Here is a 24,451-nt window from a genome sequence, read left to right on the forward strand (position 1 = left end):
CGCCTGCGTTGCAGAACATCAGGGATAAACCTGAGGCAAATCAACAGCTTGCAACATCCTTTATTTTTAATAATTAAGCGCGGCGTGATACCCTTCGCCCCCATGTCCCGATGGTTATGTATCTTTTTGCTGGCCTGCGCCTCGGCCGCGCACGCCGCGCCCCAGGTCGCAAACCCCGATGATTTCGACCGTTTCATTGGCGAAAAGGCCGCAGAAAAGCTGGCCGACAAGGGCCTGCTGAACCGTCTGGAGGACGTGAGTCACAAGGTGGCCGACAAGGCCCACAGCGTGGCGGATCAGGCCTCCAACCTCGTCATCAATGCCATGGGCTTTCTGGGCGTGCCCTACAAGCGGGGCGGCAACAGCGCAGAAACCGGGTTCGACTGCAGCGGCTTTGTACGCGCCATCTACGAACAGACCGTAGGCCTGCTACTGCCCCGCCGGGCCGACCAGCAAGCCGCCGCCACGCAGGTCATCGACAAAAAAGAACTGCAGCCGGGCGACCTCGTGTTCTTCAACACCATGCGCCGCAATTTCAGCCACGTGGGCATTTACGTGGGGGACGGTAAATTCATCCACTCCCCGCGCAGCGGCGCGCAAGTGCGTGTGGAGGACATGGGCGTGGCTTACTGGGCCCGCCGCTTTAACGGCGCGCGCCGCGTCACATCCCAGACCGGCGTGGACACCACCGCCCAGGTCAAGCCTTAGCTTCGGCGAACGTGCGGGTCCACACCGCACGCTACTTCACCTGAATCACGGTTTCGGAGCTTCGGATCGGGCCACCCACCACGTTGACAGGTCGCGCGGACGGATCGCGTAGCATCGCCTTGGCGGCTGCCATGTCCACGTTGTAGCGTGACCGGGCCTGCGCCTCGCAGGACCGGCGCTCTGCTGCCGCCATGGCTGCACATTCCTGCAAACTGACCTTGAGCCCGCCGCCTGCTTCGCGGATGGCGGACTGGTAGCGCTGCTGGGGCGTGGTGTCGGGCTCCGCGCCCCGCTGCAGCGACGCCTCATCGCTTTGCGCCAGTGCCGGTGCGGGCATCTGCAGAATGCCGCCCAGCGTCAAAGCGGCAGCAAAAATCAAACGGCTCCGGTGGCCTGTGAATTTGCTCATGGGATTCCCTTTCATGCGTTCGGCCGCGTCTCTGCCCCCGCGTGCCGCTTCATCCGGGACCGTGGTGAAGGGCGAGTCGGCCTGGGCTGATGGTCCCGCGCCCCCGTGCCTGCAGCGGCCGGCAAGCGTCGCGCTACCATGTCGGACACCACCCACAGCACAGCGCCATGTCCCACCCCCAGCCCCTGCCGCTGCCCCCTTTCGCACACGACAAGGCCTACCTGCACCAGCTGCTGTCGCACCGCAACCGGTTCCCCGCCAGCGCGGCAGAGGTCGATGCGGCGATTGCTCAGGCATTTGTGCGCAACGTCGCCATCCTGGTGGTGGACATGTGCGGTTTTTCGCGCATCACCCAAAGCCACGGAATCATCCACTTCCTGGCCATGATCCATCAGATGGAGCAGGCCGCCCGGCCCGCCATCGAGGGCAACGGGGGCCAGGTCGTCAAGCAGGAGGCTGACAACGTGTTTGCTGTGTTCAGCACGGCAGAGCAGGCGCTGGAGGCAGCGCTGGACACGCTGCGCGCCCTGCATGCCATGAACGCGGTGCTGCCGCCAGAGCGCGCACTGCACATCAGCGCTGGGATCGGCTATGGCCCCTCGCTGGTCATTGCCGATGAAGATCTGTTCGGCGCCGAGATGAACTGCGCCTGCAAGCTGGGGGAGGACGTAGCGACCGCAGGCCAGATCCTGTTGACCGCTGCCGCCCACGCCGCGCTGCCCGCGGGCCGGTATGCCTGCGCCCCCGCGCACTACCAGGTGTCGGGCCTGGACCTGACGGCGCATCTATTTGAAGACTGCCTGTACGAGCGACCTCTCGGAGAACCCCCGGGGTCCTGAAGCCGGCGCGGGGACGCCCGCAGGGGACCTTGTCCGACATCGGGGCACTACACGCCTTCGTACAGTGACCCTCGTCACAAAACACAAGGACAAGGGGGTTGCATGCCATCGCTGCTGGAAATGTTGTTGATCGGTTTGGCGGTTGGCCTGGTGGCCCGCGCCGTCAAACCACGCGACGACCGGCACAGCTGGATCATGATGGCTTTGCTGGGCGTGACCGGCTCGTTTCTGGCGAGCTACGTAGGGTTGGCCATGGACTGGTACGACGAGGGTGAAGCTGGCACCTGGATTGCACCTGTGCTGGGCGCCGTCACGCTGCTGTCGCTGTTCGGCCTCTTCAAGGGCCGGTAACACAGGCAACAACTTTGCAAATAGTTTTATTGCAACGGGACTTTGAACCATGGCTTCTTCGACGCATTCCACCCCTGCTACGGACGCCCACTTGCAGGCCGCCATCCAGCGCAGCCGCCGCCTATTGCACCGGCGTGCGCTGGTTGCTGCCGTGGCCAGTGCGGTGCCGGTGCCGGGGCTGGATTGGGCCGTGGACGCGGCCCTGCTCACGCGGCTGCTGCCGCAAATCAGCGCCGAGTTCGGCTTGACAGCAGAGCAGATCGACCAGTTGGACCCGAGCGCGCGCGAGCAGGTGCAAAAGGCCGTGGGCCTGGTGGGGTCGGTACTGATCGGCAAGCTCATCACCCGGGACCTGGTGCTGCGCGTTGCCCACACTGTGGGGGTGCGACTGACCACCAAACAACTCGCCAAGTACGTTCCGCTGGCAGGCCAGGCCGCGGCCGCAGCACTGGGCTATGCCGTGCTGCGGTACCTGGGACAGCAACACATCCGCGATTGCGTACGCGTGTGCCAGTCAGCCGGGCTGGCGCTGCCCGCGCCCACACCGTCAAAAACTTCCAAGTAGCCGTGGTACGAAATCAGGCCGCGGCCAATGCCTGCCGTGGCGCCTCGGCACCCTCTACGCGCTCCGGATGGGTGAACACCTCAAATTCGGCCCCGCGCGCAACCGCAATCAACGTGATGCCTGCGACCTGTGCCGTGCGCACCGCCAGCGCCGTGGGTGCCGACACGGCAATCAACAGGCAGGCTCCCAGCCTCGCTGTCTGGCCCCGCCCCCACCGTGAACGCCTTGGCGCGCCAGTGCACCGGCCAGCTTGTCCAGCGCGCAGTGGCGGCCAATGTCCTCCCGCACCGCCACCAGGCCACCCTGCGGCCCCGGTGCCCAGAATCCGGCAGCGTGCAAGGCGCGCGCCTGGCGGTTGAGCTGCTGCGCGCCCTGCAACCCCTGCATTGCCATAGCAACGGTCTCGGCCGTCCACCGCGCCACTGGCCGCCGCACCCATTGCACAGGACGCAGCGCGTTCTGCGTGCATTGCACCCCGCACAGGCCACACCCGCTCGGCCCGGTCAGCCGATGGTGGTGTTTGCCAGGATCGGTATCGGCGGCGCCGCCCCGGGTGGTGATGTGAACATCGATACCGTCGCCTACCGCCGGCCGCACCTGGATGTCGGTGATGTCCTGCGCGGACGCCACCAGCGATTCCGCCAAGCTGAAGCCCACGGCAAAGTCTTCCAGGTCCGCCGGCGTGGCCATCATCACCGCGTGGCTTCGGCCGTTGTAGTGAAAGGCGACGGCGGCCTCTTCGGGCACCGTGCGCTGGCCAGCAACCAAGCCCGCCACAGCGCCAGCATGGTGCAGTCGCGGCACCGGGGTGAGAGCGGGCTTCATATCACGGGCTCCGACGGCAACGTGTGCTTGCGCACCCGCACAGGCACCGACTTGGCGGCCGGGACCTTGCTTTTGTCCGCATGGTGCGCGAGCGGAATCACGGGGTTGCACTCGGGGTAGTAGCCGGCGCAGCAGCCGGGCGGGAGGTTGTAGCGGGTGGCGCGCAGGTTGTGCACTTCTCGCGCCGGGCCGGCGCCCTGTTGGCGGGCCGCGCTTTGCAGCGTCAGCATGTCGCCCTCCTCCACCCCCAAGCGCACCATGTCCGACTCGCACATCAGCAGCACGTCACGCGTGCCCTGAATGCCACGAAACCGGTCGTCGTATCCGTAGATGGTGGTGTTGAACTGGTCGTTGCTGCGCAGCGTGACCAGCCTCAACACATCGTCGCCACCGTCGCCCTCGAAGGCCGCGCACAGCGATGGAGGCACGTGGAACTCTGCCTTGCCGCTTTCGGTGTCCCACCGTCGCTCGCGGGCTGCCACCGGGCGGCCAAAGCCGCCGGGCTGGCCCATCCGCTGGTTGAAATCACGGAAGTCGTCGGGGAAGGTCTGCTCGATGGCGTCGCGCACGCGCGCGTAGTCCTCCGTCCACGCGTCCCAGGGCACTTGCGTACCCGGCGGCAGCGTGGCCTTGGCAATCTCGGCCACGATGCGCGCCTCGGGCAATAGCAACTCGCCAGCAGGTGCATGGTGCCCGCGCGAGGCATGGATGCAGCCCGTGCTGTCTTCCACCGTCACGGTCTGTTCCGCGCCAGTGGGGCCCACATCCCGCTCGATGCGCCCCAGGCAGGGCAGCAGGTAGGACGTCTGCGCGGTGATGAGGTGCGTGCGATTCAGCTTGGTGGCGATCTGCACCGACAACCGCTGCCTGCGCCACGCGGGCTCCAGCCGGTAGTGATCGGGCGCGGCGCGCAGCAGGTTGCCGCCCAGGCACATAAAAGCCTTCACACGCCCGTCTAGCAGGGCTTCGCAGGCCTCTACCGTGTTGAGCCCCTTGTGGCGCGCCGGCTCAAACGCAAACTGCCGGGCCAGCGTGTCCAGCGGCACCAGCTTGGGGTCGTCCGCAATGCCGACCGTGCGCTGCCCCTGCACGTTGGAATGCCCCCGCACCGGGCACACGCCTGCGCCGGGCTTGCCCATGTTGCCGCGCATCAGCAACAGGTTGACCACCATGCGCACGTTGTCCACGCCCAGCTTGTGCTGCGTCAAGCCCATGCCGTAGATTCCGATGACGGCGCTGGAGCGCGCATACACCTGGGCTACCTCGGCGAGCGCGGCGCGCGGGAGGCCGGACTCCATCTCGACAGCGGTCCAGTCCAGGCCCCGCAGCCAATCCGCAAACAAGTCCAAGCCCGTGGTGTGCTCGGCAACAAAGTCCACATCCAGCACCCGAGCCGCGCCAGCAGCCTGCGCCGCGTCGTCCAGTTCGAGCACCGCCTTGCACAAGCCGGCCAGCGCGGCAATGTCCCCTCCAGGCCGCACCTGCAGGTAGTGCGTGGCAATGCGGGTGGGCTTGCCCACCAGCATCTGCCCTGGCCGCTGGGGGTTGGTGAACTCTTCCAGACCCCGCTCACGCAGCGGGTTGAACACGATGATGGGCACCTTGCGTTCACTCGCCTCCTGCAGCGGGTGCAGCATGCGGGGGCTGTTGCTGCCCACGTTCTGGCCAAAAAACAGCAGGCAGTCCGTGTGCTCGAAGTCCTCCAGCCGCACCGTACCAATTGGCACGCCCAAGGCCTCCTTCAATGCCACCGAGGTGCTCTCATGGCACATGTTGGAACTGTCGGGCAGGTTGTTGGTACCGTACAGCCGCGCCAGCAGCTGGTACATGTATGAGGTCTCCAGCGACGCACGGCCCGAGGCATAGAACACCACGGCGTCCGGCGTGTGCTCCTGCGCAATCTCCTTCAGCTGCTGGCCGATGTCGGCAAAGGCCTGCTGCCAGCTCACCGGGCGGTACTTGTCGGCCTGCGGGTCGTAGCGCAGCGGCTCCGTCAGACGCCCGAAGTGCTCCAAGTCATGGTCTGGCAGGGACAGCAGTTCGGTGACGGTGTGGGTTTCAAAGAACTCGGCACCGATGCGCCGGTGGGTCAGCTCGGCAAAGGTGGCCTTTGCGCCGTTCTCGCAAAACTCGGCCAAATGCGCCTTGGCCGGCTTGGCCCAGGCACAACTGACGCACGCAAAGCCATCGGGCTTGTTCTGGCGAGGCAGTTCGGCCAAGGCGGTGGGCGCGGCGTGGTGGGCTACGTGGTGGGCCAGAGAGTTCAGCGACCCCCAACCGCCCGCAGGTCCATCGTACGGTTCGAAATCGGTGTCGTGCTGTGTGGGGTGCATAGAGTGCGATGCCATACCCCATGCTAAGAACCCTTCAGCCCCAGACATGTAGGACAGGGGGGCCAATCCCATGCGGCTAACACGCGCCGCCCCTTCATTGCCAGACGGTGGTGTGCCTTGGCGCCACGGCGCCCGCGCTCCCCAGCCAGCGAAAACCCACCCACGCGGCGGCCAGAAGGTAGACCGCCCCGCCCGGAATCCACATCACGAGACCTGCGAGCTGCTGGTCCCACAGCTCCCGCGACTCGCCCGCGTACAGCACCACCGGTGCGAAGGTCAGCAGCGCCCCCAGCAGCCCCGTGTGCATCACCGTGAACAGCAACGCCAGTGTGGCCTGCAGGGCACGTGCAGTGCCCGGGCGCAGCACCGCCCACCAGAACAGCCAGCCGGTGCAAAGAAAGCTCGCGTGCTCCAGCACATGCCACCCGTTGAACATCACGGCTGCCATGTACGGCCCGGGCGCATGCCAGATCCAGATGGCGGCCGCGTGCAGCAGCGCACACAGCATGGGCCGCCGCGTCAGCGCCTGCACGCCGCGCCATACCCCATCAATGCGGCGGCCCACCACGGCCCGCCACTGCGGCAAGGGCCGCGCAAGCACGGCCAGTGGCGCCACGGCCACGATGAGCAGCATGTGCTGCACCATGTGCCAGGCCGTGCTGCTGCCTGCCATGTCGTCAAAAGGGCCGAACAGCGCGAGGCCAGCCAGCAGCATGGCGCAATGGAACAGCGCCCGGCGCGCCGGGTCAGGCCGGCGCAGTATGGCGCCCCACATGTAGCCCAGCCACGCCGCCGCAAACAACCCCTGCGATGCCCAGATGGGCGCGTGGGCGCCCTCGCCCGTGAAGGCGTTGCCGTGCGCCGCAGCAGGGCCAGCCGACAGAGTCGCGCATGCCAAAAGTGCTGCCGCTGCAGCCGACCGCATCCCTACACGCATGGCGCCAGCAGCAGCAACGGTAAAGCCACCACCAGAGTGGAGACCCCCGCCACCCCGTGTAGCACTGCGGCCGCTGATGCAAAGAACCGCCGACGGCGTGCGGCGGCGTCATCACCCTGCAGGGCGCGGGCAGCCCGGGCCTGGCGCAGCGCGGCCCAGGCAAAACCAGCGACAAACGCCGCCGATACAAAGAGGAGGAAGGCGTTGACCCCGGTCCACGGCCCTGCGTGCGCCGGCGGCGGGGCCACGGCACAGGCCACCGCAGCACCGCCATAAACCAGGCACAGCCAGACAAACCACAGCGTGAGGCCGGTGGCCAAATGCACCGGGTGCCCTGCAGGCTGGCGCAGCCACTTCATGCCGCCCCCGAGCGGAAAGCCAGCGGCAGCAGCGCCATCACCAGCCACGCCACGGCTGCCGCGCCCGCGGTGTAGCGCCACCACAGCGCCACCACCACAGGCTCATACGGGGCCAGGGTGCCGACATACCCACACCGCACACGCCACACCTGCAAGGCCGACAACACGGCGGCCAGGGCCGCATGCGCCAGCAGGTAGTACAGCGTGAAGGTCAGCACAGCGTCATGCGCGAGCCGCCGGGGCTCCAGCGGCGCGAGCACCAGCAAGGCAGCCAAACCGCAGCACGCCAGCACGCCCAGCACGGCGGCAGCGCCCAGTTGCGCGGCAAGCCGGGGCGCGTTTGGCGTCGTCTTCAGCCCCTCCACTGCGCGCTGCATGCACAGCGTGCCCAGGCCCAGCACCGCCGCCACAGCAGCCAGGGGCCAGATACCCAGCGGAGACTGCGCGGGCGGCTGCCAATGCGGCGCCACCGTCCACAGATACAGCCACCCGAACAGCAGCGATGTGAAGAGCGCCGCATCGGCCAGCAAGGTCAGGCCCATGCCCCACAAGCCGGGGCCGTCGAAGGTGCGCGAATGCAGCTTCAAACCGTCGGGCAGGTCGTGGGCCTCGCCAGCGGCAGCGCGCGGGTGCGCGCCGTTTTCCCACGACCAGCGCAGCAGCACGCCCACGGCCGCCAGCGCCGTGCCCGCCGCTGCCACATAGGCTTTGGCTAGCAGCAGAATGCACAGCGCCGCCAGCAACAGCCCCGCCACGAGCGGCCACCAGGAGTTGCCGGGCAGGTGGATCACTTCGCGCGGCACGCCGGTCACCGGGTCGCTGCCCAGTGTTTCACGCCGACCGTGGCGCGCCTGCGGCAGCGCATGCTGCCCCGCCGCGATGGTGTGGGGAAGGTCCGGGTGGTCCCACAGCGGATGGCGCGTGGACAGCGGCGGCAGGCTGGCGAAGTTGTAGCTTTTGGGCGGTGTGCCGGTGGCCCACTCCAGCGTATCGGCACCCCAGGGGTTGACCAACGCGCGGCGCCCGAGGCGGAAATGCAGGGCAATGTCCAGAATGACCGTGGCAACTCCAAACGCCATCACAAAGCTGAAGACCGAAGAGACGAGGTTGGGCAGGTCCCAGCCCATGCCCGGCGCATACGTGTAGACGCGGCGCGGCATGCCCATGAGGCCCGTCCAGTGCATGACCAGAAACGTGCCGTTGAAGCCGATGAAGCTCAGCCAGAAGCCCACCTTGGAAAGACGCTCGAAAGGCATGCGCCCGCTGAAGTGCGGTAGCCAGTAGTACAGCCCCGCAATCAGCGGGAACAACATGCCGCCAATGAGCACGTAGTGGAAATGGGCCACCACAAAGTGCGTGTCGTGCACTTGCCAGTCAAACGGCACAAAGGCCAGCATCACGCCCGTCAGCCCGCCGGCCACAAAGATGAACAGGAAGCCGGCTACCCACAGCATGGGCACCGACCATACCGGCCGCCCGGCCCAGAGCGTTGCAATCCACGCAAACACTTGCACCCCTGTGGGAATGGCCACCAGCATGCTGGCCAGCGAAAAGAACGCCAGCGCCATGGCCGGAATGCCCACCGCAAACATGTGGTGCACCCACAGCCCGAAGCTGATGAACCCGATGCTCACCAGCGAGATCACCACCCAGCGGTAGCCCACCAGCGGCCGGCGCGCAAACACCGGCACGATGGTGGACACCACGCCCGCCGCGGGCAGAAAGATGATGTAGACCTCCGGGTGGCCGAACAGCCAGAACAGGTGCTGCCATAGCACCGCATCGCCGCCGCGCGTCGGATCGAAGAAGGCCCAGCCTGCGGCACGCTCCAGCTCCAGCAGGATGGAACCCAGGATCAGCGGCGGAAAGCCGGTGACGATCATGAGCGACGTGACCAACATGGCCCAGGCGAACACGGGCATCTGGTGCAGCGCCATGCCCGATGCGCGCGTGCGCAGGATGGAGACGGCAATCTCGATACCTGCGGCCATGGTGGATATCTCCACAAAGGTGACGCCCAGCAGCCAGAAGTCGGAGTTGAGCCCGGGCGAGTAGTGGCTGCTGGAAAGCGGCGTGTACATGAACCACCCCGCATCCGGCGCCAGGCCCAGCAGCAAGCTGCTGGTGAAGATGACCCCGCCAAACACGTAGCACCAGTAGCCAAACGCCGACAGCCGCGGAAAAACCAGGTCGCGTGCACCCAGCATCTTGGGCAGCAGATAGGCCGCCAGGCCCTGCAGGATGGGCACGGCGAACAAAAACATCATCATGGTGCCGTGCATGGTGAAAGCCTGGTTGTAGGCCTCGGCACCCATGAAAGCCTGCCCTGGGCGTGCCAGCTGCGCGCGCAGCAGCATGCCCAGTAACCCTGCCACCAGGAAGAACACCCCGCCCGTCAGCATGAAACGCAATGCAATGCTGCTGTGGTTGACCACGCTGAGGGCCCGCCAGCCGCGGGGGTTGCCCCACACGGCCTCGAACTCCGCATGCAGCGCCTGGGCATCCGCTGCCAGGGGCGGGTGGTCGGTGGAGGAGGTGTCCACAGCGCTTCGTACAGGTGCCGATGTCATCGTGATGCCCCTTCTGCCGGGGCCGGGGCCGTGTTGGTTTCGCCCGAACTGGGCCCTGCGGCTGCCAGCCAGGCATCGAATGCGGCGGCCTCCATGGCGATCACCGTCATGCTCATGTGGGCATGGCCCACGCCGCAGAACTCGGCACATTGCCCGCGGTATGTGCCAGGCGCGTGGGCCTGCAAACGCACCCGGAAGCTGCGCCCCGGCACGGCATCGAGCTTGCCGCCCAGCCGGGGCACCCAAAACGAATGGATCACGTCCGCGCTGCCGGTCACTACGTCCACCGGTCTTCCGGCCGGAATGCGCATCTCGTTGCGCAGTACCGTGCCGCGGCCGGGATAGCGTACCTCCCACCACCACTGGTGGCCGATGGCCTCAATCTCCAATGGTGCCGGCTGGCCAGCCGTCTGCCCGGGCAAAGGCAACTGGTGCAGGCCTGCGGGCGCGCCAAACCACACCAGCGCGGCAATGCTGACACTGGGCAACACCAAACCGCCCCACACCAGCCAGCGCTGGCTGGTGTGCGCTGTGTCATGCGGCTCGCGCGCGGTGTTGCCTGTGGTGCCTCGCCGCATGGCCAGCAGCCACACGGCCACCACGCCCAAAAGCACCACCACCGCCACTGCCAGCATCCACCACCATACAGTGGCGATGGCCTGCGCGGACGGGCCCGCCGGGTCCAGCGTGGACAAAGGGCCTTTGCAACCGGCCAGCAGCAGGGCCGCGGCAGGCCAAGGCAGAATGCCCGCATGAATCCAACGCCTCCTCAACCCATCCTGAGCCGCGCAGCCATCGCCGGCCATCCCCTGCACCCGATGATGATCCACTTCCCCGTGGCAGCCCTCATTGGTCTGGTGGGCGCGGACGGCGCGTTTGTCTACACCGGTGACCCTTTCTGGGCGCGGGCGGGCTTGTGGCTGGCGGGCGTGGGCGCGCTGGGGGGCTGGGGCGCCAGCATGGCGGGCTTGGTGGACCTGCTGACCGTGGGGCGCATCCGGCGCCTGATCACCGCATGGGGCCACGCGCTCATTGCCGTGATGATGCTGTCGCTGGCCACCTTGAATTGGATGTTGCGCCTGGGAGACCCCGGTGCCCTCATCATGCCGTGGGGCCTGGGCATGTCTCTGCTGACTGCAGGATTCATTGGCCTGGCAGCCTACCTGGGCGGGCGGCTGGTGTACGAGCATGCCGTGGGTGTGGACACGAGCGAATAGCGGCAAGGCAGCCGGGGCACCCATGGCCCCGATCAAAACGGCTTCCCCAACACCAGCCAGGCCACCAGCAGGATGGCCGACCCGCACAGCACCGTGACAGCCACACACGGCGCTGCCAGCCCGGTCTGACCCCGCTCGGCCCGCAGCACCAGCAAGCCGCACACGGCGTGGGCCAGCACCAGCATGCCCACCGCCACCAGCTTGGCCACCAGCCACAGCGTCAGCGGCCCGAGGAACACAAAAATCGCCGTGCCCGATGCAATGGCCACCAGCGCGGCCGGCGTGACCACAAGCGTAAACAGCATGCGCAGCACCTGAGGGCGCGGCGTGGCAGCAGCCCCCCCAGCCTGCTGCTGCGCGCCGCCAAGCACCGGGGCCTGTTGCGGCCCTGTGGCCGACGCAATCAGCGTGGGCAGGTACAACAGCGTGCCGCACCACACGATGACGGCCGTGATGTGCAACAGCTTCAGCCACGGCATGCCGGCGCGCTCCATTGTGCGCGGAGGTGCGCGCGTTGTCCAATTTTGTGGCCCGGGAGGGGAGTGGTCATCACAGTCCGCGTTGCTCCTGCAAGGGGGGTTCAGGGTCGGGCTGTGATGATAAGGACGGGGGTTGACCCTCCAGTGCAATTGGCGAATCTGTCTTACGTGGCGGTGTTGCTAGGAGCCACGCAGGGCCGCGATCAACGCGGCCTGAGACGGTCGTCGGCTGCGGCTCAGTCAGCCTTGAAGCCGGTGGCTGCCACGGCCTTGCCCCAGGTCACCGTGTCGGCCGCAATGATGCGGGCAAACTCCTGCTGGCTGGTGCCCGTCACGCGGAACCCGGCCTCTTCCATCTTGGCCTTGCCTTCGGGGGACTGCACGGCCTTCACGATGTCGGCGCTGAGCTTGGCGACGATCTCGGGCGGTGTCTTGGCGGGCGCGACGATTCCGAACCACGAGGAGAACTCCAGGTTGGCGTAACCCTGCTCCTTGATGGTGGGCACATCCGGCAGCGCGTTGGTCCGCGTGGCGCCGGTGGACCCCAACGCGACCAGCTTGCCCGCCTTCACATTGGGCGCAGCCAAGCCCACGCTGGCGAACACGCCCTGCACATCGCCGCTGAAGAGCCCACCCAGCGCGTCCGATGTGTTCTTGTAGTGCACCGGCTCCGGCTTGAGCTTGACGGCGTCACCAAACATGAACGCTCCAAAATGCCCCGGCGTGCCCGCACCAAACGTGGCCAGGAACAGGCCCTTCTGCTGCTTGGTCCAGTCCACAAACTCCTTCACGTTGCGCGAGGGCACTTTTTGCGGATTGACCAGCAGCACGAAGTCGGACGTGACCACCTGGCTGACAGCGGTGAAGTCCTTGGCCGGGTCATAGGGCAGCTTGTTGTAGCTGCTGGGCGCGATGCTGAGCTGGCCTGTTTCGCCCAGCATCAGCGTGTAGCCATCGGGCGCCGCGCGCGCGGCCTCGCCAGCAGCAATCAGCCCGCCGGCCCCGGGCTTGTTGTCCACGATCACGCCCAGGTTGCCCCAGCCTTCCGACAGCTTTTGCGCCAGCAGGCGCGCCACGATGTCCGGCCCCGTGCCCGCCGGAAAGCCCACGATGATGCGCACTGGTTTGTTGGGGTATGCCCCGCCAGCGGCCTGTGCGTGCGCTGCGCCCCAGGGCGCGGCCAGGCTGGCCGCTGCAGCTAGGGCCGTGGCGGCCAGCAGCGCGCGGCGGGGCGTGGAGTATTGGGGCCCGGCAGTGCTCAGCGCTGGGGTGTGAGGGACCAGGGGTTTCATGGTTGTCTCCGTTGGGTGTTGTGATGAAGAAAAGAAACAAAAACAATCGGTCTGCGCTTACGACTCAGGCCAGTTCAAAAAACCGCATGGCCACCGTGTCGGGGTAGCGCGCGCCCGCGCCGACGAACATGCGCTCGGCAATCCAGCCCAGTGCGGGCGATGCGGTTTCAAAACTGGGGCTGCACCGGAAGTAGATCTGCGCGGGGTCCACCGGCTCGCCGCGCACCAGCCGGGCAATCAGCTCGGGCGGACCGGACCGCACGGCCCGGTTCTGCACATAGATGAAATCGCCGCCGTCGGTTTCGAGCACATACCTCGCATCCAATTCCGACAGCCGGTCGTTCACCACCAGCTGAAAGTCGGCACCGCCCGGCAGCACCCGTGCCGTCCACCCCTGCCCCGTGGCCGTGCCGCCGGTGATGGGAATCAGCCGCCGGAGACCGTGCACGGTGCGCCCCACCTCCTGCGGCGCGCCCACCTGCACACGCAGGTCGGCAAAGAACTGGAGACGGGGTTCGGGCAGAGGCAAAACATCAGGCATGGACAGGTGGCTCGCAACCAGAATTAGTTATAAAAACTAGCGTAAATCCGGTTGCGGCAGCGCGCTGTCATCCCTGAAGATGACAGGGCAATGACACGGCGTTTTCCCCCATTCACCCACCCCGGCCAAAGCTGCCCCTGCGCACGGAGCGCCCGGCCATGAGGCACTGGCTTGCGCCACCACAGCCCGCCGCTGGGCCGCCCGGCACGGTCAACCCCGCGGGCGCGGCGCTGGCGGGCATGGTGCACCGGCTGGGGGAGCCCAGCTTTGTGCCCGGGCTGCTGCAGGAACTGACTCCCGTGCTGCCTGCCGCATCCTGGTCGGTGTACCGCACGGGCCGGCGCTGCAAGCCCACCCTGTTCATGTCGGCAAGCCTCGGGGTGCCCGACACCACGCAGGACTGCTGGTGGGCCTACCTGTCGGGCCCCTACCGCCGCGACAGCACCTGGGGCCGCTCGTTTGACGACGATGCCCCCGTGGCACCCCTCACGCAGCTGTGCCACGTCACGGCGCAAGAGGTGGAGGGCGAACACCGCGCCCGCGTGTACGAGGCCCACGGCGTGGCTGAACGGGTGTCGGTGGTGGACCATGAAGACGACGGCTCGGTGTTTGCCGTCAACTTCTACCGCCACCAGCACCAGCCACCCTTCCGCGACCGCCACCTGAGTGGTTTTGAATCCGTGGCGCCAGTGCTGCTGGCCTTGGCGCGCAAGCACATCCAGCTGTCGCAAGGTGCCGCGCATTCATCCTTTGCGGCGGGCTCGGTCGCCCTGCCCCCAGCGCCCCCGGGGCATGTGCCCGCCCCCAGTCTTCCCGCGCTGCGCATGCGGCTGCTGCGCACCAACGACCAGCTCACCGACCGTGAACTGGACGTGTGCGCGCGCCTGCTGCAGGGTATGACCCACGAAGGCATCGCCAGCGACCTGGGCCTCAGCGTGCCCACGGTCAAGACCTACCGCAATCGCGCCTTTGCGCGCCTGGGCATCCACTTCCGCAACGAGCTGTTTGCGCGGGTGCTGGGCGGCTGAGCGGCGCGTTCAGACACCCGGAACCCAGGGCGGCGGCCGCCGCCGGATGGTTTGCGCCTTCACGATGGCGGTGCTCGTCTGCGCCTTGTCTGCAATGCGGTCCAGAACGCTGTCAAGCTGCTCGATGGTGCGCACATGGACGCGCGCCACAAAGCAGTCGTCGCCCGTCACCTTGTCGCATTCGCAGAACTCGGGCGTATCGCGAATGAGCTGCTCCACCGCCGCCAGCTGGCCCGGCAGCGGCTTGATGCGCACGATGGCCTGCAGCTGATAACCCAAAGCCCGCGGCTCGATGTCCACCGTGAACGCGCGGACGACCCCACGCTCCTCCAGCCGGCGCAGCCGCTCGGACACGCTGGGCGAAGACAGTCCCACATGCTCGCCCAGGTCCTTGAGGGACGTGCGCGCGTCCTGGTGCAGCTGGGTGAGGATGGCTTGGTCGATGGCGTCCATGGTGCGAATGCAAATTTGAAGCAATGCCTCAGATTATCAGGACACTAGTGAAATGGCCTAATTTTTCCCATTCACTCGCGACGGAGTGTTTTCTATAGTTCTGCCATCTGGTTTCCAAAGCAAGAACATTCCCCATGGACAAGAAAACACAGGGCACCCTGGAGATGAGCGCCGCGATGGCCATCTCCGGGACCATCGGCTGGTTCGTCGTGCAATCGGGTCTGCCCGCGCTGCAGGTGGTCTTCTGGCGCTGCGCATTCGGCGCCATGGCGCTGGGCCTGGTGTGCGGGGCGATGGGGCTGTTGCGCGGCGTGCTGACTTGGCGCAGCGCATTGTGGGCAGCGCTGGGCGGCGTGGCCATCGTCACCAACTGGCTGCTGCTGTTCGGCGCCTATTCGCATGTGTCCATCTCCATCGCCACGGCGGTGTACAACACGCAGCCCTTCATGCTTGTGGTCTTTGGCGCCCTGCTGTTTGGCGAACGGGTGACGCTGGCCAAGCTGGGGTGGCTGGGCCTGGCGTTTGTGGGCATGCTGCTCATCGTGCAGGCCAAGCCCGGCGGCGGCGTGGCCAGCGGCCACTACGCGCTGGGCGTAACCATGGCGCTGGGCGCGGCCTTCTTCTGGGCCCTGGCCTCGGTGGTCGCCAAGCGGCTGACGGGCACGCCGCCGCATTTGATCGCGCTGGTTCAGGTGGCGGTGGGCGTGCTGATGCTTGCGCCCTTTGCACAGCTGGGCACGCCGCCGCAGGGGGCGTCCACCTGGCTGATGCTTGTGACCTTGGGTGTGGTGCACACGGGCCTCATGTACATCCTGCTGTACGGCGCGGTGCAGAAGCTGCCGACGTACCTGCAGGGGGCCCTGTCATTCATCTACCCCGTGGTGGCAATCGGCGTGGATTTCGTTGCCTTCGGCCACCGGCTGCAGCCCGCACAGTGGCTGGGTGCTGCCGCCATCCTGCTGGCCGCTGCGGCCATGAACCTGCAGGCCACCCGGCCCCGGCTGTCGCCTGCCCCGCGCAGCACCTGACCGCAGGGCCGCAGACACCGGCGACCCAGCCGCACGGCACAATCGGCGGCCTGTATGCCAGACTGCGGCCCCGCCTCCCCACCATCCGCCCGTGTGCCGCAGCCGCCGCCCGGCGTGGAAGTGGGCCACTTCCGCCCCCGCATCACCCTCATGACCCTGGGCCGCGGCCAGGGCCTGCTGGGCATGGGGCCCCACGGCCGGCTGGGCCCGCGCGGCGACAGCGTGACGCTGGCGCAGATCGACTTCACCTACCGTACCGATGGCGGCGCCACCTGGCACGAGAGCGCGCCCACCTCCATCCTGGGCGCGCGCCCCGCGAATGTGCAGGAGCTGTTCGACACCGGCGGCCCCGTGGTGCGCATGCAGCGCAATCTGGCGGCCGAGGCCGATGTGCTGGACCGCGTGTGGGACCTTGGCCTGATCCCTGTGGATGCCAGCAAGCTCCAGTGGCGCCACCGCGCCGCCGCCAGCAGCCTGGGCCCCGTGTGGACGCTGGCGCAGGAGGCGCAGTTTGGCGACTTCTGGGCCGACGTGGTGCCGCAATTGCGCGCCGAGGGCTGGAGCGTGGTGGTGCACCCCGGCTTCGCGCACGAAAGCGTGCCCGTGCTGCGCTGGAAGCTGCACATCGCCCCCGACACGGGCGAGCTGCTGGGCAAGGAGGTGGACGGCCCGCTGGCTGCGCGCGAGCGCCCTGTGCAAAAGCTCATGCTGCCCGAGCGCGAAGGCGCCTGGTTGCTGACCCTGGGCATCGAGATTGACGGCGAAACCCTGGACCTGGCCCCGCTGCTGGCCGACCTGCTGCGCCGCGACCCGCGCTGGGTGAACGCGCGGCAGATGGCGGCCATTGACGACCTGGCGATCATCAAGCTGCGCGCACCCGGCGGCAAACGCATCGAGGCGCCGGCTGGGCCGCTCAAGGCCATCGTGGGCGCGATGGTGGACCTGCTGACCGACCCTCTTCGCAATGCAGGCAACCAACGCCAGGACGGCGACCCGCTGCGCCTTGGCGTCTGGGAGGCGCGCCGCATCGAGGCCCTGCGCGCCGGCCTGGTGCAAGCCCACCGCGTGGGCACCGTCAACGGCTGGAACAACGACTGGCAGCTGCAGGGCGATGCGGGCCTGGCACAGCTGGCCAAGCGCCTGCGCCGCATCGGCACACCCCGGCCGGTCAGTGCGCCTGTGGGCCTGCAAGTGCAGCTGCGCCCCTACCAGCTGGAGGGCCTGGCCTGGCTGCAGTACCTGCGCGAACAGGGCTTGGGCGGCATCCTGGCCGACGACATGGGCCTGGGCAAGACGGCCCAGGCGCTGGCCCATGTGCTGCTGGAGAAGGAAGCCGGCCGTCTCACGCGCCCTGCCCTCGTCGTGCTGCCCACCTCGCTGCTCTTCAACTGGCAGGCCGAGGCCGCGCGCATGGCCCCCGGCCTGCGCGTGCTGGCGCTGCACGGCCCTGGCCGCGCCCAGCGCTACCTGCAGATCGGCCAGCACGACCTGGTGCTGACCACCTACCCCTTGCTGTGGCGCGACGTGGACGCGCTGGCCGCGCAGCCCTTTCACCTGCTGATCCTGGACGAGGCGCAGATGGTGAAGAACGCAGGAAGCCGCAGCGCCCGCGCCCTGCGCCGCCTGCAGGCCCCGCACCTGCTGTGCCTGACCGGCACGCCGCTGGAGAACCACCTGGGCGAACTGTGGGCGCAGTCCGACTTTCTGATGCCCGGCTTTCTGGGCGACGTGCGCAGCTTCAACGCCCGCTGGCGCAAGCCCATCGAGGAACACGGCGAAACCCTGCGCGCCCAGCTGTTGGCCCAGCGCGTGCGCCCCTTCATCCTGCGCCGCCGCAAGCAGGACGTGGCCACCGAGTTGCCCCCGCGCACCGAAACCATCCTGCGCGTGCAGCTGCAAGGCAAGCAGCGCGAGCTGTACGAGGCCGTGCGTACGGCGGCCGACAAGCAGGTGCGCCGCGCGCTGGAGCGCCAGGGATTCGAGGGCGCACAGATTGCCATCCTGGATGCGCTGCTGAAACTGCGCCAGGTCTGCTGCGACCCGCGCCTCGTCAAAGGCACGACGAAAACGGCGCAGACCATGGAGCGCGCCAAGCTCGAACTGCTGGCCGACCTGCTGCCCCCGCTGGTGGACGAAGGCCGCCGCGTGCTGGTGTTCTCGCAGTTCACCGAGATGCTGGCGCTGGCGGCCGAGCAGCTCGACAGCCTGAGCCTGCCCTACCTCACCCTCACCGGCCAGACGCCGCCGCGCGAGCGGGGCGCGGTGGTGAAACGCTTCCAGAACCAAGGCGACGACAGCGCCCCCATCCTGCTGGTGAGCCTGAAAGCCGGCGGCGTGGGCCTGAACCTCACGGCCGCCGACACCGTGATCCACCTCGACCCCTGGTGGAACCCCGCCGTCGAAGAACAGGCCACCGCCCGCGCCCATCGCATCGGCCAGGACCAGCCCGTGTTCGTCTACAAGCTGGTGGTGGAAGGCAGCATCGAAGAACGCATGCTGGAGCTGCAGGCGCGCAAGGCGGCACTGGCGAGCGGCGTGCTGGGCCACGACGCGGAAGGCGCCGTCAAGTTCAGCGAAGCCGACCTGCACGCCCTGCTGGCCCCGCTGGCCGAACCTGCGAACAACCCGCTGGCCATCCCCGCAGAGGACGCCAAGCGCTGGGGCAGCACCGGCCGACGCCGGCCCCGGGCACTTCAGCCGCCAGAAGTTTGAGTGTTTTTGGTGCCTAGCGCTTATCTATCAAGCGCTATTAGCTATCACTCATATAGCAATACAAGCCATTCAAGCCTTTGCGCGCTGCGGGCGCGAGGGGCAGTTGGTACGCGTGCAGGTGCCGTAGAGCGACAACGCATGCTCCTGCAGCCGAAAGCCTTTGGCGCGCGCAATCTCGGCCTGGCGCGATTCGATGGATGCGTCGTGGAATGCCTCCACCTTGCCGCAATCCAGGCACACCAGGTGGTCGTGGTGCAAGCCGTCGTCGAGCTCATACACCGCGCGGTCCGCCTGAAAGCTGCTTCGCCGCAAAAGCCCCGCCTGCTCCAGCTGGGCCAGCACGCGGTACACGGTGGCCTGGCCCACGTCTGTGCGGTCGTGCAGCATGCGCCGGTACACGTCTTCGGCCGTGAAGTGTCGCAGCCCATCGGGGGACGCCTGTGCCGCCAGAAAGATGTCAAGGATCCTCATGCGCGGCAGCGTGGCCTTGAGCCCGGCCTGCTTGAGCGGGTCAGCGCGGACGCCGAGGTTCGGGTGAAAGCCCATGAATCGTCCTTGGAAAGTATTCACGACCACGCGGGAAAGGGGTCGTCATACCGAGTCCACGCATGCGGGCCCTGGGCCATTTCCGCGTCGGTCAGCAGGCAGGCGTCCAGGCGCTGCCGCAGTTTGGATTCGTCCATGCCGATACCGATCAGCACCAGCTCCTGCCGGGCATCGCCCACACCATCGGCCCAGTTCTTCTCGATGGCCGCCAAGGACTCGGCATCGCGGGGCCAGCGATCGCGGGGCACTGCGCCCCACCAGAAGCCCGCAGCACCATGCCGCGCCACAGCGCCTGCCTGCGACCACGAGCCCGCGTACGCCGGACGGCTGGCCAGCCAGAAGAACCCCTTGGACCGCACCACGCCAGGCCATTCACTCTCAACCCAGTCAAAAAATCGTCGCGGGTGAAACGGAACGCGGGCGCGGTAGACAAAGCTGTGGATGCCGTAGGCCTCGGTCTCCGGCGTGTGTTCGCCGCGCAGCTCAGCCAGCCAGCCCGGCGCCTTGGACGCTTCTTCAAAGTCAAACAGCTTGGTGTCCAGCACTGAGGCCAGCGCCACCTTGCCGAACTCAGACACCTCGATGCGGGCGCGCGGGTTCAGGCTGCGCAAAATGGCCATGAGCTGTTCGCGCTGCGCTGCGTCGATCAAGTCCACCTTGTTGAGCACGATCACGTCACAAAACTCGATCTGCTCAATCAGCAGGTCCACCACCGTGCGCTGGTCTTCTTCGCCAAGCGACTCGCCACGCGACTGCAGGCTGTCGCGCGAGCTGTAGTCCTTGAGGAAGTTGTAGGCATCGACCACGGTGACCATGGTGTCCAGCCGCGCAATGCTCGACAGACTCTTGCCGTCTTCGCCCGTGAAGGTGAAGGTTTCGGCCACGGGCAACGGTTCGGAGATGCCGGTGGATTCGATCACCAGTTGGTCGAACCTGCCCACGGGGCGTGGCGTGTGGATGAGTGCAGGCACAGTCTGCGCCGTATGCAACAGTATTACATTACGCAAGGATAACGCAACTTGATTGCATTTGTGCCAGCTACTTTACTGCCCTCTTCCCACACCCGTAGCACGGCGTAGAAACCGCCAATGCGGCGGCGGGAAGGTGGCGAGCCGCACGCCTCAGCCAACCAATGGACTCGCGGTGGGCTGGCGAAAGATGCTTCGTTGGAGGGCACGTTTGCCACCGCATATCGCGCCGGAAATTTTGTTGATTCTGGGCTCCGGCGCTTACTGATAAAGCGCTGAAAGCTATAAATTAAGTAGCGCTCTTTGCAGCAGCTTGCCGCTTGTTGCGCCCACGTCGTTCGCTCCTGAGCGTACGCACCATCGCCAGGACGAGCAGGCCAGCGCCGCCTGCAAAGCCCGCAATCACCAGGTTCAAAACCAGAGGCCCAACCCGCAGGGTCCGGTCCACCACCGATTCCGCCGGATGCGTTGGGTTGACCCACACCTGCACCGGCGCACCTGTGCGCTGCGCGTTGTGCAGACGGTCCGCCAGTTGCTGGTGAAATTCGCGCCAGCTGTCACCCGCGTTGTCCACGGCGGCGCGCGTGCCGGTGTGTTGCGCCCCACCTGCCTGGTAGCGATAACGCACCACGGCCACGTAGTGCGGGGCACCACGGGCCATTCGCCCGACGTGCAGTCGCACAGACTCCACCTGTGCGGGCACGGGCTGCCATTGGCGCATGCGCGACCAGTCGTACACCGTAGGGCCCACACTGAAGACAAGCAGGCCCAGGCTTGTCGCCAGCAGCATCAGGGCCACCAGCACCAACGCGGCTTGTGACCAGATGCTGGTGCCGAATGCGCCCTTCGATCCGATTGAAGAAGGGGCGTTGTTTCGGCGCAGCCTTTTGCGCGCGCTGGCTTTGCCCATTACGACCCGCCCCCAGCGGCACCGTGCCCACCGGGCATTTTCTGCCGTTCCTTCGCACGTTGTGACACCTTGTGCTTCATGGCAATCGCTCAGAGGGCAGATGAGGCCTGAAATGCGCCCCACAGCTTGCGCACCACCGCGGCCAGCACCCATAACCCAAATCCGCCCGTAAGCCCCCCAATACCCAGCGCCAGACCCAGCAGACCGGGCCGCAGGCTGCGGTCGACAATTGACTCTGACGGGTTCCGGGCGTTGACCCACACCTGCACAGGCTCGCCGGTTTGCTGCGCGCGCTTCAACCGCCGACCCAACTGCTCTTGAAAGCTGCCGATGTTGTCGGCCCGTTCGTGAATGGCTGCGCGCTGCCCGGTGTAGGTCGCGCCGCCCAGCGCGTAGCGGTAGCGCACCGATACGCTGTGCGTGGTGCCGCCCTTGCTGCCATGGTGGCTTTGCAGCGTGGCCGATTCCACCTGCGCGGCGACCGGCTGCCAGGTTTGCATGCGCGCCCAGTCGTACAACGGCGACACCACCATGAACACAAAGATGCCAATACCTGCCGCAGCAAACGGCACGGCGAACAAGGCGAGAACCCAAAGGCCTCCCGGTGGTTTTTCGCGCTTGGCCGCTGCGCGCTGGCAGGAAGATGCAGGGCCCCTCACCGCAAGCGCTCGTAAGTGGCTTTGGAGGGCACGTCCGCGTTGGAGAAATACGGGTCCGGGTCCAGGCTCAGCAGTTTGCCCTGCTGAGTGATGGTGTAGGCGCTGCCAGTGTCGCGGCGCGGGCTGTTGGACACGTACAACTGGCCTTTGGCGGCACGCCAGGTGCCACGCATCAGTGCATCCTTCAGGGCCTTTTGCACCGAGCTCTCAGACAGTGGGACCGCACCGGATGCGCTCAGGTCAAGGTTCACGACCTGCGCATCGGCCTGAATCACCAACACCTGACCGGCCAGGAACTTGGGCGGCGGCGCGCCGTTGATGCTGGCGACCTTCCAGCGGCCCACCAGTGGGTGCGCCACCTGCGGGTCAGCGGCCCAGGCAGTGGACCCCAGACCAATGACGGCTGTGAACAGGGTCAGCATCAAGGCCTTGCGAACCCCTGGCGTGCGTGGGGGGTGGATGAATAACATGGGTCTCCTCCCGGACGATGGATTATTTTTGGGGGTTGGGCCGTTGGCGGCAGACCGCGAGCAGTCTAAAAGACAAGCCATACCAGCCAGCCAATGCACTTGACGAATCAAAAATTTTAGTGTTTTTGGCCTCTAGCGCTTATCCAGCAAGCGCCAGAAGCTATAAAAAAGAGAGCGATCTCTGCAAACCACACAACGCGTACGCCTGGCGCAGAATTCAAAAGCAAGCTTCGGAGTGTGCCGTGCGCACCGTGTCCCTAGAGTGCATGGCATCGCAATCCATCTTGTGAGCCAAGCACCATGAACTTGAACGTCCTCCACCGCAGCGCCCACACCCCCGCCTGCCCATTCAACTCCGTCATTGCCATGCCCTACCGCGCTACCCTTTCGGCCAAAGCCGCACAGGCAGCCACCACACAGGCCGACCCGCGTTGGGCCGCCGTGGTGGCGCGCAGCGCAGCGGCTGATGGGCGCTTTTGGTATTCGGTGCAGACCACCGGCGTGTACTGCCGCCCCAGTTGTGCGGCGCGTACACCCCGGCCGGAGAACGTGCGGTTTCATGCCAGCTGCGCAGAGGCGGAAGCTGCCGGGTTTCGTCCCTGCCAGCGCTGCAAACCCCGGCAGCCCACGGCGCTGTCGCACCACGCCGCGCTGGTCACCGAGGCCTGCCGCATCATCGAGGGCGCTGCCGCCGGTGAGGTGCTCACGCTGGATGCGCTGGCCGCTCAGATGGGCCTGAGCCCGTCGCACCTGCACCGCATTTTCAAGCAGGCTACAGGCCTCACGCCCAAGGCGTATGCCGCCGCCCAGCGTGCGCAGCGCCTGCGCAGTGCTCTCGACAACGCACGCACGGCCTCGGTGACGGACGCGATCTACAGCGCGGGCTACCAGTCCAGCAGCCGCTTTTACGAACAATCCGATCAGGTGCTGGGCATGAAGCCCAGCCGCTACCGCGCTGGGGGCGCGGCGCAAGACATCCGCTTTGCCGTCGGCCAGTGTTCGCTGGGCGCCATTCTGGTGGCGCAAAGCGAACGGGGCATCTGCGCCATCTTGCTGGGCGACGATGCCGACACCCTGGTGCGCGACCTGCAGGACCGTTTTGCGCAGGCCCACCTGATCGGCGGCGACGCCGCGTTTGAAGCCTTGGTGACGCAGGTGGTGGCATTTGTGGAGGCACCTGGCCTGGGGCTGAACCTGCCACTGGATGTGCGCGGCACAGCGTTTCAGCAGCGCGTATGGCAGGCGCTTCAGGCCATTCCCGCCGGGCAGACGGCCAGCTATGCCGAGGTGGCCCAGCGAATTGGCGCGCCCACCGCCGTGCGCGCCGTGGCGCAGGCCTGCGCAGCCAATGCGCTGGCGGTGGCCATCCCCTGCCACCGGGTGGTGAAAAGTGATGGTGCGTTGTCAGGCTACCGCTGGGGCGTGGAACGCAAACGCACGTTGCTGGCACGCGAAGCCGCGCCAGAGCCTGCACAGCCGCTGGCGGAGAAAGTGGTATGAGCGCTGTCCCGCTGCCTCACCAACCCGGTCTGCAGCACGACGACTGGGCGCAGCGTGCGGCTGCCATCGACTGGCCAACAACCACCGAGGCACTGCACCAGCAGGGCAACGCGGTATTGCCGCAACTGCTCAGCGCCACCGAATGCGCCGCGCTGGCCCGCTTGTACAGCAACGCGGATGAGAGCACCTTCCGCAGCCGTGTGGTGATGCAGCGCCACGGATTCGGCCAGGGCGAATACCGGTACTTCAGCTACCCGCTGCCCGATATGGTGGCCGGGCTGCGCGAGGCCCTGTACCCGCACCTGGCGCCCATCGCCAACCAGTGGAACACCGCCATGGGCATAGCTGTGCGCTACCCCACGCAGCATGCCGACTTCATTGCCCGCTGCCATGCCGCAGGCCAGGTGCGCCCCACCCCGCTGCTGCTGCAATACGGCGCTGGCGACTACAACTGCCTGCACCAGGACCTGTATGGCGAGCACGTGTTTCCGCTGCAGGTGGCCATCCTGCTGTCGGCGCCGGGGCAGGACTTCACGGGCGGCGAATTCGTGCTGACCGAGCAGCGCCCGCGCATGCAGTCGCGGGCCGAGGTGGTGCCGCTTTTGTGCGGCGACGCCGTGGTGTTTGCCGTGCACCACCGCCCCGTGCAGGGCACGCGGGGACACTACCGGGTGCAGATGCGCCATGGCGTGAGCCGCGTGCGCAGTGGGCAGCGGCACACGGTGGGCATCATCTTCCACGACGCTGTCTAA

General features: G+C 66.9%; 27 protein-coding genes. 10 read left to right on the top strand and 17 right to left on the bottom strand.

The window, feature by feature from the left end; genetic code table 11:
- Positions 1-102 precede the first annotated feature (102 nt).
- On the top strand, positions 103-708 hold the full coding sequence (locus tag ACK4HJ_RS05465; protein ID WP_409828434.1) for a C40 family peptidase: 606 nt from the start codon (positions 103-105) through the stop codon (positions 706-708).
- Positions 709-739: 31 nt separating this feature from the next.
- Here the strand turns inward: ACK4HJ_RS05465 and ACK4HJ_RS05470 are convergent, their stop codons facing one another.
- Entirely contained in the window at positions 740-1,117 is a 378-nt protein-coding gene (locus tag ACK4HJ_RS05470; protein ID WP_409828437.1) for a hypothetical protein, read from the bottom strand.
- 167 nt (positions 1,118-1,284) lie between these two features.
- Between ACK4HJ_RS05470 and ACK4HJ_RS05475 the strand changes: the two genes are divergently transcribed.
- The 3 genes from ACK4HJ_RS05475 (at position 1,285) to ACK4HJ_RS05485 (ending at position 2,872) form a co-directional block, all read left to right on the top strand.
- Positions 1,285-1,956 carry an adenylate/guanylate cyclase domain-containing protein gene (locus ACK4HJ_RS05475; protein WP_409828440.1) on the top strand — a complete coding sequence of 224 codons (672 nt, stop codon included), beginning with the start codon at positions 1,285-1,287 and terminating at the stop codon, positions 1,954-1,956.
- Between the two features lie 102 nt (positions 1,957-2,058).
- Positions 2,059-2,307 (top strand): GlsB/YeaQ/YmgE family stress response membrane protein, encoded by a 249-nt coding sequence (locus ACK4HJ_RS05480; RefSeq protein WP_409828442.1) that lies wholly within the window; start codon positions 2,059-2,061, stop codon positions 2,305-2,307.
- Between the two features lie 49 nt (positions 2,308-2,356).
- Positions 2,357-2,872, top strand: coding sequence for a hypothetical protein (locus ACK4HJ_RS05485; RefSeq protein ID WP_409828445.1), 516 nt, complete (start codon positions 2,357-2,359; stop codon positions 2,870-2,872).
- 13 nt (positions 2,873-2,885) lie between these two features.
- Here ACK4HJ_RS05485 and ACK4HJ_RS05490 read toward each other — a convergent pair whose 3' ends face one another.
- From ACK4HJ_RS05490 to coxB, 7 genes are all read right to left on the bottom strand, one after another.
- Positions 2,886-3,038: a formate dehydrogenase accessory sulfurtransferase FdhD gene (locus ACK4HJ_RS05490; RefSeq protein WP_409828448.1), complete on the bottom strand. Its 153-nt coding sequence runs from the start codon at positions 3,036-3,038 to the stop codon at positions 2,886-2,888.
- A gap of 5 nt (positions 3,039-3,043) precedes the next feature.
- Positions 3,044-3,697: a formate dehydrogenase accessory sulfurtransferase FdhD gene (locus ACK4HJ_RS05495; RefSeq protein ID WP_409828450.1), complete on the bottom strand. Its 654-nt coding sequence runs from the start codon at positions 3,695-3,697 to the stop codon at positions 3,044-3,046.
- Positions 3,694-6,045, bottom strand: coding sequence for an FdhF/YdeP family oxidoreductase (locus ACK4HJ_RS05500; protein ID WP_409828453.1), 2,352 nt, complete (start codon positions 6,043-6,045; stop codon positions 3,694-3,696). The genes ACK4HJ_RS05495 and ACK4HJ_RS05500 overlap by 4 nt, the downstream gene beginning before the upstream one ends.
- 79 nt (positions 6,046-6,124) lie before the next feature.
- Positions 6,125-6,928 (bottom strand): cytochrome c oxidase assembly protein, encoded by an 804-nt coding sequence (locus ACK4HJ_RS05505; RefSeq protein ID WP_409828456.1) that lies wholly within the window; start codon positions 6,926-6,928, stop codon positions 6,125-6,127.
- A 29-nt stretch (positions 6,929-6,957) separates the two neighbouring features.
- The gene (locus ACK4HJ_RS05510) at positions 6,958-7,326 is read right to left on the bottom strand and encodes a hypothetical protein (protein ID WP_409828459.1); all 369 of its coding nucleotides are present in this window, start codon (positions 7,324-7,326) and stop codon (positions 6,958-6,960) included.
- Positions 7,323-9,896 (bottom strand): cytochrome c oxidase subunit I, encoded by a 2,574-nt coding sequence (gene ctaD / locus ACK4HJ_RS05515; protein WP_409828461.1) that lies wholly within the window; start codon positions 9,894-9,896, stop codon positions 7,323-7,325. The genes ACK4HJ_RS05510 and ctaD overlap by 4 nt, the downstream gene beginning before the upstream one ends.
- Entirely contained in the window at positions 9,893-10,591 is a 699-nt protein-coding gene (gene coxB / locus ACK4HJ_RS05520; protein ID WP_409828464.1) for a cytochrome c oxidase subunit II, read from the bottom strand. Before coxB ends, ctaD begins: the two co-directional genes overlap by 4 nt.
- 57 nt (positions 10,592-10,648) lie before the next feature.
- Between coxB and ACK4HJ_RS05525 the strand changes: the two genes are divergently transcribed.
- Positions 10,649-11,113 carry a DUF2231 domain-containing protein gene (locus ACK4HJ_RS05525; RefSeq protein ID WP_409828467.1) on the top strand — a complete coding sequence of 155 codons (465 nt, stop codon included), beginning with the start codon at positions 10,649-10,651 and terminating at the stop codon, positions 11,111-11,113.
- Between the two features lie 32 nt (positions 11,114-11,145).
- On the opposite strand, the gene ACK4HJ_RS05530 is transcribed toward ACK4HJ_RS05525, so the two are convergent.
- The 3 genes from ACK4HJ_RS05530 to ACK4HJ_RS05540 all read right to left on the bottom strand — a co-directional run bounded on the left by ACK4HJ_RS05530 (position 11,146) and on the right by ACK4HJ_RS05540 (position 13,425).
- On the bottom strand, positions 11,146-11,592 hold the full coding sequence (locus ACK4HJ_RS05530) for a CopD family protein (protein WP_409828469.1): 447 nt from the start codon (positions 11,590-11,592) through the stop codon (positions 11,146-11,148).
- 236 nt (positions 11,593-11,828) lie between these two features.
- Positions 11,829-12,884 (bottom strand): Bug family tripartite tricarboxylate transporter substrate binding protein, encoded by a 1,056-nt coding sequence (locus ACK4HJ_RS05535; protein ID WP_409828472.1) that lies wholly within the window; start codon positions 12,882-12,884, stop codon positions 11,829-11,831.
- Positions 12,885-12,948: 64 nt separating this feature from the next.
- Positions 12,949-13,425, bottom strand: coding sequence for a DUF3237 domain-containing protein (locus tag ACK4HJ_RS05540; protein WP_409828475.1), 477 nt, complete (start codon positions 13,423-13,425; stop codon positions 12,949-12,951).
- A gap of 158 nt (positions 13,426-13,583) precedes the next feature.
- On the opposite strand from ACK4HJ_RS05540, the gene ACK4HJ_RS05545 reads away from it, so the two are divergent.
- A complete protein-coding gene (locus ACK4HJ_RS05545; protein WP_409828476.1) occupies positions 13,584-14,453 on the top strand; it encodes a helix-turn-helix transcriptional regulator in 870 nt (289 codons plus the stop codon).
- A gap of 9 nt (positions 14,454-14,462) precedes the next feature.
- On the opposite strand, the gene ACK4HJ_RS05550 is transcribed toward ACK4HJ_RS05545, so the two are convergent.
- On the bottom strand, positions 14,463-14,906 hold the full coding sequence (locus tag ACK4HJ_RS05550; protein ID WP_409828479.1) for an Lrp/AsnC family transcriptional regulator: 444 nt from the start codon (positions 14,904-14,906) through the stop codon (positions 14,463-14,465).
- Positions 14,907-15,040: 134 nt separating this feature from the next.
- Between ACK4HJ_RS05550 and ACK4HJ_RS05555 the strand changes: the two genes are divergently transcribed.
- Together ACK4HJ_RS05555 and ACK4HJ_RS05560 are read left to right on the top strand one after the other, a co-directional pair.
- Entirely contained in the window at positions 15,041-15,934 is an 894-nt protein-coding gene (locus ACK4HJ_RS05555) for a DMT family transporter (RefSeq protein WP_409828482.1), read from the top strand.
- A 54-nt stretch (positions 15,935-15,988) separates the two neighbouring features.
- A complete protein-coding gene (locus ACK4HJ_RS05560; protein WP_409828485.1) occupies positions 15,989-18,646 on the top strand; it encodes a DEAD/DEAH box helicase in 2,658 nt (885 codons plus the stop codon).
- Between the two features lie 69 nt (positions 18,647-18,715).
- Here ACK4HJ_RS05560 and fur read toward each other — a convergent pair whose 3' ends face one another.
- The 5 genes from fur to ACK4HJ_RS05585 form a co-directional block, all read right to left on the bottom strand.
- The gene (fur, locus tag ACK4HJ_RS05565; protein ID WP_409828487.1) at positions 18,716-19,192 is read right to left on the bottom strand and encodes a ferric iron uptake transcriptional regulator; all 477 of its coding nucleotides are present in this window, start codon (positions 19,190-19,192) and stop codon (positions 18,716-18,718) included.
- Between the two features lie 20 nt (positions 19,193-19,212).
- The gene (locus tag ACK4HJ_RS05570; protein WP_409828490.1) at positions 19,213-20,163 is read right to left on the bottom strand and encodes a GTP-binding protein; all 951 of its coding nucleotides are present in this window, start codon (positions 20,161-20,163) and stop codon (positions 19,213-19,215) included.
- A 286-nt stretch (positions 20,164-20,449) separates the two neighbouring features.
- Positions 20,450-21,070, bottom strand: coding sequence for a DUF3592 domain-containing protein (locus tag ACK4HJ_RS05575; protein WP_409828491.1), 621 nt, complete (start codon positions 21,068-21,070; stop codon positions 20,450-20,452).
- A gap of 89 nt (positions 21,071-21,159) precedes the next feature.
- Positions 21,160-21,651, bottom strand: a complete 492-nt coding sequence (locus ACK4HJ_RS05580) for a DUF3592 domain-containing protein (RefSeq protein WP_409828494.1) — start codon at positions 21,649-21,651, stop codon at positions 21,160-21,162.
- A 74-nt stretch (positions 21,652-21,725) separates the two neighbouring features.
- Positions 21,726-22,199, bottom strand: a complete 474-nt coding sequence (locus tag ACK4HJ_RS05585; RefSeq protein ID WP_409828497.1) for a hypothetical protein — start codon at positions 22,197-22,199, stop codon at positions 21,726-21,728.
- Positions 22,200-22,565: 366 nt separating this feature from the next.
- On the opposite strand from ACK4HJ_RS05585, the gene ada reads away from it, so the two are divergent.
- Both ada and ACK4HJ_RS05595 read left to right on the top strand, forming a co-directional pair.
- On the top strand, positions 22,566-23,699 hold the full coding sequence (gene ada, locus ACK4HJ_RS05590; protein WP_409828689.1) for a bifunctional DNA-binding transcriptional regulator/O6-methylguanine-DNA methyltransferase Ada: 1,134 nt from the start codon (positions 22,566-22,568) through the stop codon (positions 23,697-23,699).
- Positions 23,696-24,451, top strand: a complete 756-nt coding sequence (locus ACK4HJ_RS05595) for a 2OG-Fe(II) oxygenase (RefSeq protein WP_409828500.1) — start codon at positions 23,696-23,698, stop codon at positions 24,449-24,451. The genes ada and ACK4HJ_RS05595 overlap by 4 nt, the downstream gene beginning before the upstream one ends.

Source organism: Acidovorax sp. (assembly GCF_046294525.1).
In the GTDB taxonomy this organism is placed as follows: domain Bacteria; phylum Pseudomonadota; class Gammaproteobacteria; order Burkholderiales; family Burkholderiaceae_C; genus Acidovorax.

Bases quoted from the DNA above. Each gene is read 5' to 3' on its own strand.
- ACK4HJ_RS05465 (WP_409828434.1), top strand. From the start codon at position 103: ATGTCCCGATGGTTATGTATCTTTTTGCTGGCCTGCGCCTCGGCCGCG.
- ACK4HJ_RS05470 (WP_409828437.1), bottom strand. From the start codon at position 1,117: ATGAGCAAATTCACAGGCCACCGGAGCCGTTTGATTTTTGCTGCCGCT.
- ACK4HJ_RS05475 (WP_409828440.1), top strand. From the start codon at position 1,285: ATGTCCCACCCCCAGCCCCTGCCGCTGCCCCCTTTCGCACACGACAAG.
- ACK4HJ_RS05480 (WP_409828442.1), top strand. From the start codon at position 2,059: ATGCCATCGCTGCTGGAAATGTTGTTGATCGGTTTGGCGGTTGGCCTG.
- ACK4HJ_RS05485 (WP_409828445.1), top strand. From the start codon at position 2,357: ATGGCTTCTTCGACGCATTCCACCCCTGCTACGGACGCCCACTTGCAG.
- ACK4HJ_RS05495 (WP_409828450.1), bottom strand. From the start codon at position 3,697: ATGAAGCCCGCTCTCACCCCGGTGCCGCGACTGCACCATGCTGGCGCT.
- ACK4HJ_RS05500 (WP_409828453.1), bottom strand. From the start codon at position 6,045: ATGGCATCGCACTCTATGCACCCCACACAGCACGACACCGATTTCGAA.
- ACK4HJ_RS05510 (WP_409828459.1), bottom strand. From the start codon at position 7,326: ATGAAGTGGCTGCGCCAGCCTGCAGGGCACCCGGTGCATTTGGCCACC.
- ctaD (WP_409828461.1), bottom strand. From the start codon at position 9,896: ATGACATCGGCACCTGTACGAAGCGCTGTGGACACCTCCTCCACCGAC.
- ACK4HJ_RS05525 (WP_409828467.1), top strand. From the start codon at position 10,649: ATGAATCCAACGCCTCCTCAACCCATCCTGAGCCGCGCAGCCATCGCC.
- ACK4HJ_RS05530 (WP_409828469.1), bottom strand. From the start codon at position 11,592: ATGCCGTGGCTGAAGCTGTTGCACATCACGGCCGTCATCGTGTGGTGC.
- ACK4HJ_RS05535 (WP_409828472.1), bottom strand. From the start codon at position 12,884: ATGAAACCCCTGGTCCCTCACACCCCAGCGCTGAGCACTGCCGGGCCC.
- ACK4HJ_RS05540 (WP_409828475.1), bottom strand. From the start codon at position 13,425: ATGCCTGATGTTTTGCCTCTGCCCGAACCCCGTCTCCAGTTCTTTGCC.
- ACK4HJ_RS05545 (WP_409828476.1), top strand. From the start codon at position 13,584: ATGAGGCACTGGCTTGCGCCACCACAGCCCGCCGCTGGGCCGCCCGGC.
- ACK4HJ_RS05550 (WP_409828479.1), bottom strand. From the start codon at position 14,906: ATGGACGCCATCGACCAAGCCATCCTCACCCAGCTGCACCAGGACGCG.
- ACK4HJ_RS05555 (WP_409828482.1), top strand. From the start codon at position 15,041: ATGGACAAGAAAACACAGGGCACCCTGGAGATGAGCGCCGCGATGGCC.
- ACK4HJ_RS05560 (WP_409828485.1), top strand. From the start codon at position 15,989: ATGCCAGACTGCGGCCCCGCCTCCCCACCATCCGCCCGTGTGCCGCAG.
- fur (WP_409828487.1), bottom strand. From the start codon at position 19,192: ATGGGCTTTCACCCGAACCTCGGCGTCCGCGCTGACCCGCTCAAGCAG.
- ACK4HJ_RS05575 (WP_409828491.1), bottom strand. From the start codon at position 21,070: ATGGGCAAAGCCAGCGCGCGCAAAAGGCTGCGCCGAAACAACGCCCCT.
- ACK4HJ_RS05585 (WP_409828497.1), bottom strand. From the start codon at position 22,199: ATGTTATTCATCCACCCCCCACGCACGCCAGGGGTTCGCAAGGCCTTG.
- ada (WP_409828689.1), top strand. From the start codon at position 22,566: ATGCCCTACCGCGCTACCCTTTCGGCCAAAGCCGCACAGGCAGCCACC.
- ACK4HJ_RS05595 (WP_409828500.1), top strand. From the start codon at position 23,696: ATGAGCGCTGTCCCGCTGCCTCACCAACCCGGTCTGCAGCACGACGAC.